12 protein-coding genes and 2 pseudogenes are annotated in these 14,955 nt (G+C 64.5%); 5 read left to right on the forward strand and 9 right to left on the reverse strand.

Annotated features, from left to right (window positions below; genetic code table 11):
* Nucleotides 1-25: 25 nt before the first annotated feature.
* The 6 genes and pseudogenes from HG421_RS12375 to HG421_RS12400 form a co-directional block, all read right to left on the reverse strand.
* Nucleotides 26-679: an imm11 family protein gene (locus HG421_RS12375; RefSeq protein WP_169706631.1), complete on the reverse strand. Its 654-nt coding sequence runs from the start codon at nucleotides 677-679 to the stop codon at nucleotides 26-28.
* A gap of 98 nt (nucleotides 680-777) precedes the next feature.
* A pseudogene (locus HG421_RS21260) lies at nucleotides 778-2,481 on the reverse strand (hypothetical protein); the annotation flags it as partial.
* 303 nt (nucleotides 2,482-2,784) lie between these two features.
* Nucleotides 2,785-3,456, reverse strand: coding sequence for a DUF1629 domain-containing protein (locus HG421_RS12385; protein WP_169706632.1), 672 nt, complete (start codon nucleotides 3,454-3,456; stop codon nucleotides 2,785-2,787).
* Between the two features lie 160 nt (nucleotides 3,457-3,616).
* Nucleotides 3,617-4,042 (reverse strand): annotated as a pseudogene (locus tag HG421_RS12390) (hypothetical protein); the annotation flags it as partial.
* Nucleotides 4,043-4,091: 49 nt separating this feature from the next.
* On the reverse strand, nucleotides 4,092-5,033 hold the full coding sequence (locus HG421_RS12395; RefSeq protein ID WP_169706633.1) for a proline iminopeptidase-family hydrolase: 942 nt from the start codon (nucleotides 5,031-5,033) through the stop codon (nucleotides 4,092-4,094).
* A gap of 156 nt (nucleotides 5,034-5,189) precedes the next feature.
* Nucleotides 5,190-5,954, reverse strand: a complete 765-nt coding sequence (locus HG421_RS12400) for a LuxR family transcriptional regulator (protein ID WP_169706634.1) — start codon at nucleotides 5,952-5,954, stop codon at nucleotides 5,190-5,192.
* Between the two features lie 42 nt (nucleotides 5,955-5,996).
* Here HG421_RS12400 and HG421_RS21430 point away from each other — a divergent pair, with 42 nt between their 5' ends.
* The 5 genes from HG421_RS21430 to HG421_RS12420 all read left to right on the forward strand — a co-directional run bounded on the left by HG421_RS21430 (nucleotide 5,997) and on the right by HG421_RS12420 (nucleotide 11,069).
* Entirely contained in the window at nucleotides 5,997-6,128 is a 132-nt protein-coding gene (locus tag HG421_RS21430) for a hypothetical protein (RefSeq protein WP_266103523.1), read from the forward strand.
* 15 nt (nucleotides 6,129-6,143) lie between these two features.
* Nucleotides 6,144-7,526: an APC family permease gene (locus HG421_RS12405; RefSeq protein ID WP_169706635.1), complete on the forward strand. Its 1,383-nt coding sequence runs from the start codon at nucleotides 6,144-6,146 to the stop codon at nucleotides 7,524-7,526.
* A gap of 433 nt (nucleotides 7,527-7,959) precedes the next feature.
* On the forward strand, nucleotides 7,960-9,357 hold the full coding sequence (locus tag HG421_RS12410) for a trypsin-like serine peptidase (protein WP_169706636.1): 1,398 nt from the start codon (nucleotides 7,960-7,962) through the stop codon (nucleotides 9,355-9,357).
* A 278-nt stretch (nucleotides 9,358-9,635) separates the two neighbouring features.
* The gene (locus HG421_RS12415) at nucleotides 9,636-10,040 is read left to right on the forward strand and encodes a hypothetical protein (RefSeq protein ID WP_228332060.1); all 405 of its coding nucleotides are present in this window, start codon (nucleotides 9,636-9,638) and stop codon (nucleotides 10,038-10,040) included.
* 21 nt (nucleotides 10,041-10,061) lie between these two features.
* Nucleotides 10,062-11,069, forward strand: coding sequence for an MBL fold metallo-hydrolase (locus HG421_RS12420; RefSeq protein ID WP_169706637.1), 1,008 nt, complete (start codon nucleotides 10,062-10,064; stop codon nucleotides 11,067-11,069).
* 33 nt (nucleotides 11,070-11,102) lie between these two features.
* Here HG421_RS12420 and HG421_RS12425 read toward each other — a convergent pair whose 3' ends face one another.
* The 3 genes from HG421_RS12425 to HG421_RS12435 all read right to left on the reverse strand — a co-directional run bounded on the left by HG421_RS12425 (nucleotide 11,103) and on the right by HG421_RS12435 (nucleotide 14,592).
* On the reverse strand, nucleotides 11,103-12,623 hold the full coding sequence (locus tag HG421_RS12425) for a tryptophan halogenase family protein (RefSeq protein ID WP_169706638.1): 1,521 nt from the start codon (nucleotides 12,621-12,623) through the stop codon (nucleotides 11,103-11,105).
* A gap of 165 nt (nucleotides 12,624-12,788) precedes the next feature.
* Nucleotides 12,789-13,829 (reverse strand): cupin-like domain-containing protein, encoded by a 1,041-nt coding sequence (locus HG421_RS12430; RefSeq protein WP_169708181.1) that lies wholly within the window; start codon nucleotides 13,827-13,829, stop codon nucleotides 12,789-12,791.
* A gap of 4 nt (nucleotides 13,830-13,833) precedes the next feature.
* A complete protein-coding gene (locus tag HG421_RS12435; RefSeq protein ID WP_169706639.1) occupies nucleotides 13,834-14,592 on the reverse strand; it encodes a SapC family protein in 759 nt (252 codons plus the stop codon).
* Nucleotides 14,593-14,955: the final 363 nt, after the last annotated feature.

The raw sequence follows: 14,955 nt of genomic DNA on the forward strand, positions 1-14,955 counted from the left end.
CATCAAGCGGTCAAAGGTACGTTGCTCAGCAACCGAAAGCGTCTATCAACCAGACGCCGCGTGTCCTGGGCGATTTGCCAAACCCTTGCGCGATCAAGGTATCGCGCAAGAACTGATCGCAAAAAGCATCTGATGTATAGGGTGTCCTGAAAACATGCGCGGCCCCGACCATGTCTTTCCTGAATGCAAGATCGGCACCGCCAGCAACTCTGTAATATTTCCCATTTGGATACCCAGTCAACACCTTGACGGTAGATGCTTCTTCATCAATGGCGTCGATAATCCTCACCACTTCGCAAAGATAGTGTGGTGCCCCGGGCGTACCGTCTTCCAATCGGAAGTCGCATAGCGCAAAGGCAAACCCCTCCGGGTCTGCTGCCTCGAGCACCTGCTTCAGCAGTTCGGAGATCAGCCAGTAACCTTTGAATCCATCGTGCATGTCATTCGGCATATCGCCGATGCGACTGTCGTAGCGCAGGCGCGGGGTTTCCTTCAATGCAGCCAGGCCAGCGTCCTCTCCAGGCAGGCTGTCAGCAATGGAAAACGGCACCGCATCCTCGTTCTCGAACTCCACGCCATGCCCACGACCGCCGCCACGCACGTCGGACCTGAGGATGTAGAACTCGCCCTTCTTCGGCGCGTTGTGATGAATCGTTTGCGTTGGCTCGGCTTGGTTCATGGATGCTCTCCGATACACGGTGCATGTCATCGAGAGGCGGTCGCTGCTCTCGCTAGACGGACGCTACCAGCATACCGCTTTCGGTCGGCTGCTCGGTGTCGCAGCTGCATGATTCTGCTATCGGCGCCAAAGTTGCCACCATGGTCACCATGGTCACCATGGCCACGTTGCAGCTTCTGCGCGCTATCACCGGTAAGTCCCGTTGCCTCGCGCGTGCGTTGGGCCGCCAGTTCGATCGCTTCGCGCCAGTCCGGTTGGAGTTCGGTGCCAACGATGCGGTAGCGGTAGAGCGTCTGTTCGCCCTGAACCTCCTGCGGCGATTGCCGGATGGCCGCAATCGCCTGCGCCTGCTCTGCAAGCGCCGGTTGCAGCAGTGCGCGCGTGGTCTCCAGCTCCAGCACGCGGTTGCCATCTGGTGGGGCACTGTTGGTGGTCCACTGGCCCTCCATGTTGCGGTAATAGCGCTGGCCGTTCGAGGCGATCAGCGCATCCGGATCGGGCAGCGCCTGCTGCACGGCCGGCGAGATGGGCAGGCCATCGGCTGCCCAACCGCTGCGGTGGTGGGCAAGCTCATAGCGCGCGGCGATGGCACCGGGGCTGTTGGCGATGTTGCGCGCGATGACCGCTTGCGCCTGTGCTTCCAGCTCTGCGGCCCGCAGTGGCGTTGCGATATCGGTCCGATACACAGCGCTGTCGGCGTCTGCGACCACACCGCTTTGCACAGTGCGCCGCCATTGCCCATCGTTGGGATCGCGCGTCCAGTCGGCCGTGCTGAGGCTGGGTGGATCGGTATCGCTGGCCGGTAGGCGATACGGGTCCTGTGGTGCGGGCGCATCCTTCAGCGCCAATGCGGCAGCGACGTTGGTCGCTTGATAATTGAGTTCGCGGGCCTTCTCGTGGCTGGCGACGATGGGGGTGGAGGTGGGGTTGTCCACGCCATCATTAGTGATGTCGGCCATGCCCTCGCGCGCCCAGGCAGTGCCGTTGAACGACCACTGCGTGCCATCGCGGTCGGTCTGGGTATAGATGGCGCGGTTGTCGAGCAGTGCGGCGGCTTTTTCGCCGGCCACGCTCATGAAATAGGCATCGGCAGCGATCAAGGCCATCGGCCCGGCGCCGGACGCGCCAAGCGCGTAGGCGGCCGTCGTGCCGCCGGCCCAGCCACCGACATTGCGGCCGGCGAAATGGGCGAGTTCTGATTGCGCTGCGAGTGGGTTGTCCCGGCCGAGTAAATGCGTGGCGCGTTGGCCGGTCATGACCGTGTCGGCGGCGGTGGCGAGCAAGCCGGCGGTGCGTAGCGCCTGGCCTGCAGATAGATCGCCTGCCAACAACTCGGCGGTGGTGAAGCCGCGTTGACCTGGTGGTACCCGCAGCGGCCGTGCAGCTTCTTCACCAAGCACATTTTCGACCTGCAGAATGCCTTGATCGGAAAGCGTCAGGCGGCCATTTGCATGAGCTTGGACAATTGCTTGAGAAAGCGAGTTTCTTCCAATCTCTGGGTCACCGCCCTTAATAAGGTTTTTGCCGGATTGTCCTACGTATTGAAGTGTAGATACGACACGCTGCTCGGAGTGGACGATTGATGACCAGCCAAGCTCGGGTCTTTGCAGCGTTGGAACTGCGTCGATCTGAAACGCAAGCCTCTTGTCGTAGCTCGGCGCGTCCTTGAAAAATGCATTGATGCCTGGCCGCATGTCGTCTGCAACCATGCCGATTGGGGCATTGGTGTAAAGGTCCGCATTCCCCAAGCCGACCCTCATAGTATCGATCAGGCGATCGACCTTGGGGGCAATTCTCGCGATGGCACCTGGATCGCCAGCAAGTGCCAACTGACCATCAGCGGTCTGCGACAATCGCCCCAGTCTGGCCAACGAGCCATCTTGGTAGTCTTTAATAGGCCCACCACTATGTGGCGAAAGCCCTGGCGCACGCGCCAGTGCGGGCTCACTCGGCATATAAACCAGGTTGCGGTCGGCATTAATATTGAATACTTTTTTCTGCTAAAGTATTTCAAGCAACGGACTGTTGCGAAGCGTTTGCTGCTCCGCAATATGATGTTCTTGAAAAATCGTACGTCTAGGCATGACGGAATTCCGTTATGAAAACTAAGCGTCTTTCCAATCAGCAGCGTCTCGAAACCAAAGTCCGTCAGAAGCCCCTTTTATCCCAATACCAGCGCCATGCACCGCATCCAGCAGCACGCGGTCGCAGATTACATAGTAGTCAGCAGAGAAAGGCATCCTAAATACATGAGAATCTCCGATCACATCCTTTCGAAAAGCCAAGCTCGCGCCACCAGTTAGATCGTAAAATTTTCCGTTAACGAAATCGTCGCTAACTTCTATCTCGACTTTTGAATTTTCCTCATCGAGCGCATCCAGAACTCGCACGACATCGCACAAGAAGTATTTAGGACCCTGGGTGCCATCGGCCATCAGGAAATCGCACTCTACGAAGCTAAAGCCCTCTGGATCGATGATTGAGAATACCTGATGTAAACGCTCGGACACGAGCCAATAGCCACTGAAACCGGCTTCCATGTCTTTAGGCATAACGCCTTTCGATGGGTCGTAGATGAGACGCGGCCTCTCTGGAAGCGGAGGAAAGCCACCTTCATTTGGCCTCAGAATCAATCGGGGAGGAATGAGCAGTTTTTTCACGTTTTCGAACACAACCCCGAGTTCGGGGCCATATTCAAGATCCGGCATCAGGATGTAGAACTCGCCTTTTTGCGGATTATTCTGAGCACTCACTTGCAGTTTTTGGGTTCCGTTCATGGGTATCGCTCCAAAGCTTCTTAATTATGGTGACTTTGCCAGACTTACAGATCAACGGCCCAGTGATTCACCTTCAAGCAGTGCCACATTTCTCAGCCTGCAACATCACGCTTGCGGCCACGTTAGCGCGCAGCATGACTAGGACTCCAAGTAGAAGATACTTTATCCCATGCCAGTAGTGCTGGCCGTCCGAGGCGGTCAAGGCATCCGGATCCGGCAGCGCCTGCTGCACCGCCGGCGAGATGGGCAGGCCATCGGCTGCCCAACCGCTGCGGTGGTAGGCCAGTTCATAACGCGCGGCGATCGCCCCAGGACTGTTGGCAATGTTGCGGGCGATGGTGGCCTGCGCCTGCGCCTCCAGTTCGGCCGCGCGTTGCGGCGAGGCGGTTTCCTGCACGTAGTTGCCGCGATCGTTGGCGCCGGAGACCTCGGTCTTGACCAGACGATGCCACTGGCCGTCTGCCGGGTCGCGCTTCCAGTCGGCAGGCCTCAGGCTGGGGCGGTCGGTGGCGTTGGCCGGCTGGCGAAAGGAATCGGCCGGCTCGGGTGCGACTTTCAGCGCCAGTGCGCCATCGGCATTGGTGGCCCAGGCGGTGCATGCGCAGCAGATGCGCTTCTGCCGTCGGTGTCCCTGCTCAGACTGTGCGCGCGACCAGTGCTGGTACCTGCACACGTTCCCGGCCGGGCCAGGGCGTGTGGTCATCGAGGAAATCGCCGACCAGGCGCATGCAGGCTGCGCGTTCTTCCACGTGCGGCATGTGGCTGGAGTTGGCGAACACGTGCCAATGCGCGTCCGGAATCAACCGCGCATACGGCTCCACGGTTTCCGGCGTGGCTTCGTCGTACTTGCCCGACAGCACCAGCGTGGGCGCGGTGATGCGATGCAGGCGCTCGATGATGCTCCAGTTGCGCAGGCTACCGACCACGTGGAATTCGGTGGGGCCATTCATGGCGTGATACACGGTGGGATCGGCCTCGATGGCGGCAAAGGTGCGCGCCACTTCCTCGGGCCATGGCAGCACCCGGCACACATGACGCGCGTAGAACGCCTGGCTTGCCGCCCGATACGCTGGGTGGTCCAGCGTGCCGGCGGCCTCGTGCTCGTCCAGTGCCGCCTGCACCTGCTCGGGCAGGCCGCCGCGCAGGCGCAGTGCGGCCGCACGCCACAGGCCCATGGAGGCCGGTGAATTGGCGATCACCAGCGCACGCAGCCCGCTGGGCCGACGCACCGCGTGCTCGGCCGCAAGCATCCCGCCCCAGGACTGACCAAGCAACGCGTACTGCGACAGCCCCAGATGCTCGATCAGGCGCTGCAGTTCATCCAGAAACAGGCCCACCGTCCAGAACGCAGGGTCGGCATTGGGAAGGTGGGTGGAGCGGCCATTGCCGAGCTGGTCGTAATGAATCACGGCACGCCCGCTGGCGGTCAGATCCTTGAAGCTGTCGACATAGTCGTGCGTGCATCCCGGACCGCCGTGGGCAACCACCAGCGGACAGGCATCGCTGCGCAGGTCGCCGGTGATGCGGTACCAGGTGCGATAGCCGCGAAATTCGACGTAACCCTCGGTGGACTGCATGACCTGCGCTGCCTGCGGCAATGATGAGCGCCGAGCCTAGCGGGCCGCCGGCACGGCGTTAACTGGCAAATCTCACAGGTTTGCGTCGCTTCAGGGCTGCTGCGCCGGGTGCGGCCCACATGCGTGGCCGGCAATCCGATCGATCCCCATAAACCCTTATGGCTCCAGCAACCGATAATGCATACCGCGCACCACCGCCTCGACGCGATTGCGCGCACCCAGTTTGCGCGCGGCGGAGTTCAGGTGCAGGTTCACCGTGGCCGTGGAGCGATTGAGCGCGGCGGCGATGCTCTTGGCGGTCAACCCCTTGGCCGAATACTGCAGGCATTCGCGCTCGCGCCGGGTCAGCGCGATGTGGTGGCAGCGGCGTTCCTGCGGGTCCAGCAGCTCCTGCGCGCGCGCCTGGAAGGCGTGCGCAAGCAGCAGGAACGGCGACAGCTGGGCTTCGGCCAGGCGCGGCGCTTCTGCAGCCACTGCATCCACCGCCCCACTGAAAGTTGCAAACGCGCCACCCGGCAGATGCAGCGGCACGGTGACACCGGTGCCCATTCCGCTGTCGCACAGATAGCGCGTCACCTGCCGATGCTGGCCGCCGACGTATTCCACGCCGTCGCAGTCGCCATCGGTGCGGTAGGACCATACGAATGGCGTGGTCCTCCGCGTGGCACGCTGCTGAACAGGGTCATGTTGGTAATAGCCGTGCTCGCACCAGACATGCTGCATGTCGCCAGGCGCATTGCGCTGCATGAACACCGTCGGGGTGATCAACGCCCCCTCCATGCTTAGCGGCACCGGGGCATAGTCGTACACCACCGACTGGAATCCCAACGCACACACGTCGCTGAACACCCGGTCCAGGCAGGCATCGAGCGTGTGCAGCGCCTGCAAATCGCGGCCCAGGCTGGCCAGAGTGTCGAACATGGGATTCCTTCGCGGCCACCAGAGGCACTGGACGTATCCAGCATGGAAAACCTAGCATTTTTCATAGTGGATGGGCTTGCCGGCCACATTATCGTCACAATGCCGGTCACCCAGCTGCACTGCAGCATCGGCATCCTCGGCGCCCGCGCCCGCATCGACCCCGGCCTTACCTGACAGCGGACACCCTGCATGACCGATACCCCCCGCCGCGACGATGCGGCTGCGCTGGAACGTTTTGGCTATACACAGGAGCTCAAGCGCCAGCTCACGCTGAAGGACCTGCTGATCTACGGGCTGGTCTTCATGGTGCCCACCGCGCCATTTTCGATCTTCGGCGGGGTATTCGACATCAGTGCGGGCATGGTGCCGCTTACCTATGTGGTCGGCTTTGTGGCGATGCTGTTCACCGCACTCAGCTACCAGCAGATGTCGCAGGCGTTTCCGGTGGCCGGCTCGGTGTATGCCTACGTGGGGCGCGGCTTGAGCAGCGGCATGGGCTTCCTGGCCGGCTGGGCGATCCTGCTCGACTATCTGCTGGTGCCCACGCTGCTCTACGTGGTCGGCGCCAACGCGATGCACAACGTGTTGCCGTCGGTGCCGCAGCCAGGGTGGATCGCCTTCTTCGTGGTGCTCAACACCGTGGTCAACCTGCGCGGGATCGAAACCACCGCGCGGGCCAACCGGGTATTTTTGTATGCGCAGCTGGTAGTGCTGGCGGTGTTCGTGGTGCTGGCGACGCTGGCGATCCAGCGTGGCGTCAACGGCGCGCACTGGTCGTTGCGCCCGTTCTACAACCCGCAGGCGTTCTCGCCGCAGCTGATCTTCAGCGCGTTGTCGGTGGCGGTGGTGTCGTTCCTGGGCTTCGATGCGATCTCCACGCTGTCGGAGGAGGCGCGTGGCGGCAACCGCGTGGTCGGCCGCGCCACCTTGCTGGCCTTGTTGCTGGTCGCCGGGTTGTTCGTGTTGCAGACCTGGCTGGCGGCCCTGCTGCAACCCACCCTGCTGCGCTACCCCAACGAGCAGGCCTCCAACGATGCGTTTTTCGAGATCGGCCACCTGATCGCCGGGCCATGGCTGCAGATCGTGATTGCGCTGACAGTGGCCATCAGCGCGGCAATCGCCAATTCATTGGTGGCGCAGGCAGCGACCTCGCGGCTGTTGTTCGCCATGGCGCGTGATCGCCAATTGCCGGCGTTCTTGCGCTATATCCATCCCCGCACCGGCGTGCCGCAGCGCGCCATCCTGCTGGTGGCCGCGCTGAGCATGGTGCTGGGCGAAGTCTTCGTCGGCCAGATCGCCTTGCTGTCGTCGCTGTGCAATGTGGGCGCGCTGACCGCCTTCGTGCTGTTGCATGTTGCAGTGGCCTGGCACTTCCGCCGGCAGGGCCGCCTGGTCCTGCACGGCGTGGTGCCGTTGATCGGCGGCGTGATCCTGGCCTATGTGCTGATCAATGCGGACCGGCATGCCCAGCTCGGCGGGCTGGCATGGTTGATGGTCGGCCTGGCAGTGCTGGCCTTCCTGAAAGTCAGCGGGCGCTCGACCGAGTTCCGCGCCAGCGATGCGCTGGAGTAGCCCGCTTCTCGTCTGAAGCTTTCGCCTTCTGCCAGCGCTGCCATGCAATCGAGATGCGGCCGATCTCGCATGCGTCGCGCAAGCGATCAGACGCGCGCAGCCTGGCGCGCTACGGCGTCGTCCTGCCACCACACGCTGGCAGATCCAATGCTGCAAGCATCCCTGACGCAGGCCGCTACAGCGCTGCGCGAGCATGGCCGAGCCTTGCGCCCTGCCTGCACTGCGACGCGAGCGCAGGTGCACGACGTTCGCAAGACTTGGCAACGCAAGCTGGGTGAAGGCGACTATCGCTTTCATGATTGATCATCTCTGAAAGAGATTTTCAGCACATATTCAGTTGTGGACATTCGCTAGTCTCGCCTGGCGCCAACGATGGCGCCGCAGGCCCTGGCCCCCGCCACTGCCTGCCATTCCCTGACGAGAAGGACTACCCATGATTCGCAAGAATGCGTTGTATCTGGCGCTGTTCTCCGCTGTTTCCGGCTCCGCGCTGGCTGTGCCGCCCACCGAGATGGATGCTGCACCGGTGAGCACTGCGCCGCAGGCGGCCAAGCTCGGCGCAGCGACCTTGCAGTCGGCAAGCCTGCGTGGCGGCATCCTGCCCACGCGCGTGGTGCAGCTGGGCGCACCCAGCGGCCAGGAACTGCGCAGCGTGCGCGAAAAACGCATTGCGCAAGTCAAGCATGGGCAGCCGCTGCAGATCGGCTTTTCGCGTGCCGTGACGCAGCCGCTCGTCAACCTGGCCAAGCTGGATTGGCAGATGGCCGGCGATGGTTCGCGCGTTGCCACCTTGAAGCTCGGCTCCGCGCAGGCGGCCTCGCTGCGCGCGGCGCTGGTGTTGCGTGGTGCTGGCGCAACGCCGGGCGATCCGTCGCGGGTGACGCTGCGCTTTGCCGGCGACGACGGACGCGTGTTCGAGCAATCCGGCGCAAGCTTCGTCGGTACCGGTGATGCCATCGGCTGGTCGCCGACGGTCAATGGCGACAACCTGCTGGTGGAGATCTCGCTGCCGGCCGGGCTGTATCCGGAAAACTTCAGCCTCAGCGTCCCGCAGCTGTCGCATCTGGACATCAGCCCCACCGCCAGCCCGCGCGACATGATGACCATTGCCATTGGCGAAAGCGATTCCTGCCAGAACGATATCGTTTGCCGTGCCAATCCCACTGCCGGCTTCACCAGCGCTGCCAAGGCGGTGGCGCGCATGGTGTTCACCACCAGCCAGGGCTCGTTCCTGTGCACCGGCACCCTGCTCAACAACACCAATACGCCCAAGCGCAACCTGTTCTGGACCGCCGCGCACTGCATCAGCACGCAGACAGTGGCCAACACGCTGCAGACCTACTGGTTCTACGACGCAGCCAGTTGCAACGGCAACACCGCCAGTTCGCAGGCGACCACGCTGAGCGGCGGCGCGTTCCTGCGCCATGCCAACACCACGCGCGACACCGCGCTGCTGGAGCTGAAGACCGCACCGCCCAGCGGCGCGTTCTACGCGGCCTGGAACAGCGCGGCGATCGGCTCCACCGGCACCTCGATCGTGGGCATCCACCACCCTGCCGGCGACGTCAAGAAGTATTCGCTGGGCTCGGTCACCGGGCTGAACACCTCCATCGACGGCAAGAGCCCGTTCTATCGCGTGGTCTGGAACGACGGCGTCACCGAAGGCGGCTCGTCCGGCTCGGGCCTGTTCACCATCGCCAGCGGTGGCGCGTATCAGCTGCGCGGCGGCCTGTACGGCGGGTATTCGTACTGCGCCGCGCAGACCGATCCGGATTACTACTCGCGCTTCTCCGACGTGTATTCGTCGATCTCCACGTTCTTCGGGCAATAAGCAAGATGGCACGTGGCAGGCGCAACGTCGCCTGCCACGTTCGCCTGCGTGCCGGCTCGGTGGCTGCGTCCCGGCCAGGCACACCCAATGCGTTGCCAGCGGGCGCGCCTTATCGGCCGCGATCGATGCAACCGATGGACTGACGCACGCCTGCGGCTCCTGGTAGTGCCGCACCATGCGCAAGGACCTGTGCTGCAACGAATTCCTTCTGCCACGCGGTCCGCTGCGCCAGGCCCGCAGAATCAGGCAGACTTGGCACCTCACGTCTGGGGGTCGCCATGGCGCTTCATCAGTATCGCTGCGTGTCGTGGGCGCTTGCGCGGGCAACGGTGGCCTTGCACGGCAAGGCGCTGGCGGCAGGCAAGCCGGCTGATCGGGACGAAGCCAACGCCTGTGCGCCGCCGCGCTGCCTGGATCACGACTCCGTGCGCAGCGGCAAGTATGCAGACGATCAGTTGCGCGAGCGCTCGTATCTGCCGACCACCGACGCAATGGACAATGCCAAACCTGGGGCAACCGATCGCCTGAATCGTTGTGCCGACGCCAGCACCGCGGAGTTCGACAAGAAGACCGTGCCGATGAAGGACGACGCACGCCGCGGGCCATTCCATGCCATCTTCGCCCAACGCATGGGCTTTTATCGCTCGCCAGCGCTGGCCGACTTCATCGGCCACGAGCTGTGACGCGCACCCTAAGGAATCGTCATGCCCGAACCTCTCATCTCTCGCCCCCGTCGGGCGCTGCTGCAACTCACAGTATCTGCCGGGATCGTGACCACGGTCGGCCCGCTCGCGGCAGCGTCCGGCGCCGGCGCCAGCCAGGTGCGTGCCAATGGCAACGCGGCGGCGCCCGCGCCGTTTCCGGCCAAGGGCAGCGTCCTGGTCTTGCTGGGTACCAAGGGCGGGCCGACGCCGTCGCCGCTGCGTGCAGCGGCCGCCAATGCCCTGGTGATCGACGGGCAGCCCTACCTGGTCGACTGCGGCAACGGTGTGGCGCAGCAGCTGGCCAAGGCCGGCATCGCGCTGCCGGCACTGCGCGATATCTTCCTGACCCATCATCACTCCGACCACAACGCCGACCTGCTCAACGTGGTGTGGCTGGCCTGGGCCAGTGGCCTGCAGACGCCGGTGCATCTGTACGGGCCACCGGGCATCGGCGCGATGGTGGATGCGTTCGTGGCGATGAATGCCATCGACATCGAGGCGCGCATGCGCGAGGAAGGACGCCCGCCGCTGCGGCCGTTGATCCATGTCCACGAGTTCGACCAGCCCGGCACGGTGCTGCAGAACGATCAGGTGGACGTCACCGCTGCCCTGGTGGACCACTACACGCTCAAGCCGGCGTTTGCGTACCGCTTCGCGGCGCGCGACCGCAGCGTGGTGTTCTCCGGCGACACGCGTTATCTGCCGGCGCTGGCCGACTTTGCCAGGGACACCGATGTCCTGGTGCATGAGGTGATGTACCTGCCCGCGCTGGAAAAGATGCTCAAGACCAGCGACAACGCGCCGACCTTGCTCGACCATCTGCTCAAGAGCCATTCCACCAGCGAGGAAGTCGGCAGGATCGCCGCCGCTGCGCGCGCGAAACTGCTGGTACTCACCCACTTCGTGCCTGGTGGCGACCCATCGATCACCGATGCGATGTGGAGCGAGGGCGCACGCAAGCACTACGCCGGCCCGATCGTGGTCGGCGCCGATCTGATGCGGTTGTAGCGCAACGGATGGCGGTGATCCAACCCGGGATGGTTAGCGGGCCATGACCGGCGTGCGCGCTCCCCACACGTCCGGCCTTGCCTTGCAATAGCGTTCGATGAAGGCCTGCTGCGAGGGGAACTGCTCCACCGCGTGCTGGATCGGCTGGGCGATGCCGTCCAGCAGGCGTTGCAGAACCTGGTCGGAAAACGCGCGCGTCAGCGGGTGATGCTGTTCGGGCATCAAGCCCTGGCCCATCAGCACATGCGTCCAGGAATCGACCCGGAACAATTCGTCCGCCGCCTGCCAGGCGTGCGCACGCTCGCGCCAGGCGCGCAGGCGCACCGCCAGCGACTCCGGCAGCTCCATCTCGCGGCATTGCCGCCACAGCGGTTCGTCGCGCTGGGTGGCGTGGTAGTGCAAGGTGACGAAATCGCGCACGTGCTCCATCTCGGCGCGGCTGACATCGTTGAACAGCTGCACCTGCGAGGGCGCGATGCCCTGCGCCGGGAACAGCGTCAGCAGCCGCACCACCGCCGAGATGGTGAGGTGGATGCTGGTGGATTCCAGCGGCTCGATGAAGCCGCTGGCCAGGCCCAGCGACACCACGTTCTTGTTCCAGGCCTTGAGCCGGCGGCCAGTGCGAAATGGCACCATCCAGGGGTCTTTCACCGCGGGGGCGGCCACGTCGCGCAGCAGCTTGGCATGCGCCTCGTCGTCGGACAGGTGCCGGCTGGAAAACACCAGGCCGTTGCCCACCCGGTGCTGCAGCGGAATATGCCAGCGCCAGCCGGCTTCGTGCGCGATGGCGCGCGTGTACGGCACCGGCGGACCCAGCGCCTCGGTCTGCACCGCCACCGCGCGGTCGCACGGCAGCCAGTGGCTCCAGTCTTCGTAGCCGGTGTGCAGGGTTTGCTCGATCAATAGGCCGCGGAAACCGCTGCAATCGATGAACAGCTCGCCGGCAATGGCCTGCCCGTCTTCCAGCACCAGGCTGGCGACATCGCCGCTGCCCGGGTGTACCGTCACCTGCTGGATCCGGCCCTCGATGCGGGTGACGCCACAGGCCTGGCTGCGCGTGCGCAGGAAGCGCGCGTACAGTGCGGCATCGAGGTGGTAGGCGTAATTGACCGCCGGCTCGCGCGGCAAGGCGAAGCGGTCCACGCGCGAGGCCACGGTTTCCAGGCAGTAATCGCCAAAGCTGCCGCCCATGCCGCGGCGCTGGCTTTCCAGCCACAGATGATGGAACGCGCACACCAGGGTGCTCTGCCCGGTGATGCCGAACGGGTGGATATAGCGATCGCCCTGGCGCAACCAATGTTCGAAGGAGATCGAGAGCTTGAAGGTGCCCGCCACCTCGCGCAGGAACTCCTGCTCGTCGATCTGCAGGAACCGGTGAAAGGTGCGGATCGGCGGCACCGTCGATTCGCCGACACCCACCGTGCCGATCTGCTCGGACTCCACCAGGGTGATGTCGAGCAAGTCGCGAAACTGGTGCGAGAGCGCGCAGGCGGCGATCCAGCCAGCCGTGCCACCGCCGGCGATGACCACCTTGCGAATCTGAGCCTGAGTCACTGCGAACTCCCGTGGACTGGATGTGGAATGGCGGTCGCCACGTGGGCCGATCCTGTTCGGGACCGCACAAGGGTTGCACGCACAGCGATGCCAACACGGCCCGGCTGCGCCCTGCCAATGGCCGGCGCCGTCATCCGGTAACCCGCATTGGACGCACTGCGTCCATCAGCGATTGAGCCTGCCGATCAGCATGGCGCGCAGCTGGCGCGCAAGGACCGGATCGATCGGCCCCAGCGCCTGCCGCGCCGGTTCGGGCAGATGCGCGCCGGCACGCTCGGCCGGTCCGAACACGTAGTAATCGAACAAGGCACGCCACGCATCCTTCTCCGCCGCCGGGCGGTCGCGGATGGCCCACAGCGCGTGATACAGCGCGGGCATCGCCGCCGGCAACTGCGCAGGCGCCGTGCTCCACCAGTAATTGACCAGCACGTTGAACGGCTGCAGCGACTGCACGTGGTGCCACCACATGCTCGGGATGAACAGCGCATCGCCCGGCTCCAGCACGGCGGTGCGCGCATGCAGCTGTGCCTGGGCGAATCGCGGGTAGCGCTGCAGGTCGGGGGTTGCGATATCCACCATGCTCACCGCCTGCCCGCCCGGCGTGGGATCGAGCGGCCCAGGGTAGAGATTGGCCACCTGCTCCGGGGGAAACAGCGTGAAGCGCCGCTGCCCTACCGCGCAGCACGCCAGGTTGTTGGGCGCGTCGTAATGGCAGGATGCGGTGACGCGATTGCCGATCCAGATGCTGGGCTGCACGTTGACGCCGCTGGCCGCCAGGTCCAGTTCGTTGTGCGCACGCAGGCCAGGCACCCCATCGTCGACGGGCAGCGAGGCCAGATAGTAGGTCGGCGGCTGCAGGTCGTCGCGATGGGCGGCGATCGCGTCCAGCAAGCTGCCCAGGCTGCCGCGCTGCACCTCGAAATTCAGCGCGCCGCAGTCCTCGGTGTAGAACGGACGGCCGGCGATTGCCGGCCCGCCATAGGAGTATTGCAAGGCGCGCCCAGTGTCGTGCGCTCGCAGCTGGTGCATCGCCTCATCCGGGCTGCGCAGGCCGGCCTGCACCAGCGACCAATCGCGTGCGATTCCGCGCAACACCACCGGCTCGGCCGCCTCGCAGAGTTCGGCCAGTGGCAGCGCCTGGGGCCGGCAATCGGTGCGCTCGGCAATCGCAACGGCGGCAGGGCCATGACGTGCAGGTGCATCCATACGATCAGGCATGGGCAGCGGCAGGCGCAGTGCGCGCATGTTGCAGGCGGCGCTGCTTTTCGGCCATCAGGCGGCGCACGTTGTGCAGCGATGCCAACATCAGAAAGGCACCTTCCAGATACCCCGCCTGGTGCAATTGCTGCAGGGGCTGCGCGTGGAGTGCGGCAAGTCGCTCGCGGTCGATGGCGAACAGGCCGTCCAGGTGGGCGGCATGGGTGGCATCCAGTGCGACATCCAGGCGTACCGGCTGGATCAGGCCCAGGGCATCGAAAGCCGCCGCCATGGCCTGCCCGGCGTCCACGCCTTCGCGAATGCCGCGCAGCACACCGATGATGTGCTCCAGGTATGGGCTGTGGCCGCCCTGCGGCAGGAACACGGCCTCGCCCTCGCTGCGGCTGACGCGCGGGTGCTCCAGGTCGATATGGATCACCGGCTCCTGCACCAGTGCACCATCGATCCGCTGCTCCTGGAAGCCGATCAGAAATGGCCCCTTGGCGACGATGCCGGGCAGATAGTTGGCGCTCCAGCGGCCGTCGTGCAGGAACAGGTTTTCATCCTGGGCAAAACCCAGCAAGGCCACCGATTGGTAGCCACTGGTGGCGGGGTCCTTGCGGAAGAACAGCGGGTATTCGCGCTGCAGGTCGGCGTACTCGGTCACAAACGCCGGCACCAGCCCGACCGCATCGCCGAACTCGGCCCCGAAGCGCAGGACCACGCGCACATCGTGATGCGTCACGTTGTTGAGCACTGCATATCGCGTCATCGACGACTCCAGCAGACATCCGCGGCGGACGCCCGCACTGAAAGATTGGCGTGCGGCCCACCCGCTGCACGCGACAGGCACCGAGCATTGCCAAAAAAACCCGGGCCGGCAAGCGGCAGGGCAGCATGCGCGCCGCATCGGCAGCACGAATCGCCCCGTACCTGCATGCGCCGCCCGGCCGGGAACGTTCACCACATCGATGCGTGCAGACCGAACGTGCGAGTACACAGCACGGCGGGAACAACCGTTGCGCCCGCCACCGGCAATTGGTGCCTGCACAGCAGCACCCGCACTCGGGGGGCGCGAATGATTCGCGCGCGACGCACAGCCGTCAGCCAAGCGACGCCCGCGCCATGGACGCAG

The organism is Xanthomonas campestris pv. badrii, from assembly GCF_012848175.1.
Taxonomy (GTDB): Bacteria; Pseudomonadota; Gammaproteobacteria; order Xanthomonadales; family Xanthomonadaceae; genus Xanthomonas; species Xanthomonas campestris_C.

Bases quoted from the DNA above. Each gene is read 5' to 3' on its own strand.
- HG421_RS12375 (WP_169706631.1), bottom strand. From the start codon at position 679: ATGAACCAAGCCGAGCCAACGCAAACGATTCATCACAACGCGCCGAAG.
- HG421_RS12385 (WP_169706632.1), bottom strand. From the start codon at position 3,456: ATGAACGGAACCCAAAAACTGCAAGTGAGTGCTCAGAATAATCCGCAA.
- HG421_RS12395 (WP_169706633.1), bottom strand. From the start codon at position 5,033: ATGCAGTCCACCGAGGGTTACGTCGAATTTCGCGGCTATCGCACCTGG.
- HG421_RS12400 (WP_169706634.1), bottom strand. From the start codon at position 5,954: ATGTTCGACACTCTGGCCAGCCTGGGCCGCGATTTGCAGGCGCTGCAC.
- HG421_RS21430 (WP_266103523.1), top strand. From the start codon at position 5,997: ATGGAAAACCTAGCATTTTTCATAGTGGATGGGCTTGCCGGCCACATT.
- HG421_RS12405 (WP_169706635.1), top strand. From the start codon at position 6,144: ATGACCGATACCCCCCGCCGCGACGATGCGGCTGCGCTGGAACGTTTT.
- HG421_RS12410 (WP_169706636.1), top strand. From the start codon at position 7,960: ATGATTCGCAAGAATGCGTTGTATCTGGCGCTGTTCTCCGCTGTTTCC.
- HG421_RS12415 (WP_228332060.1), top strand. From the start codon at position 9,636: ATGGCGCTTCATCAGTATCGCTGCGTGTCGTGGGCGCTTGCGCGGGCA.
- HG421_RS12420 (WP_169706637.1), top strand. From the start codon at position 10,062: ATGCCCGAACCTCTCATCTCTCGCCCCCGTCGGGCGCTGCTGCAACTC.
- HG421_RS12430 (WP_169708181.1), bottom strand. From the start codon at position 13,829: ATGGATGCACCTGCACGTCATGGCCCTGCCGCCGTTGCGATTGCCGAG.
- HG421_RS12435 (WP_169706639.1), bottom strand. From the start codon at position 14,592: ATGACGCGATATGCAGTGCTCAACAACGTGACGCATCACGATGTGCGC.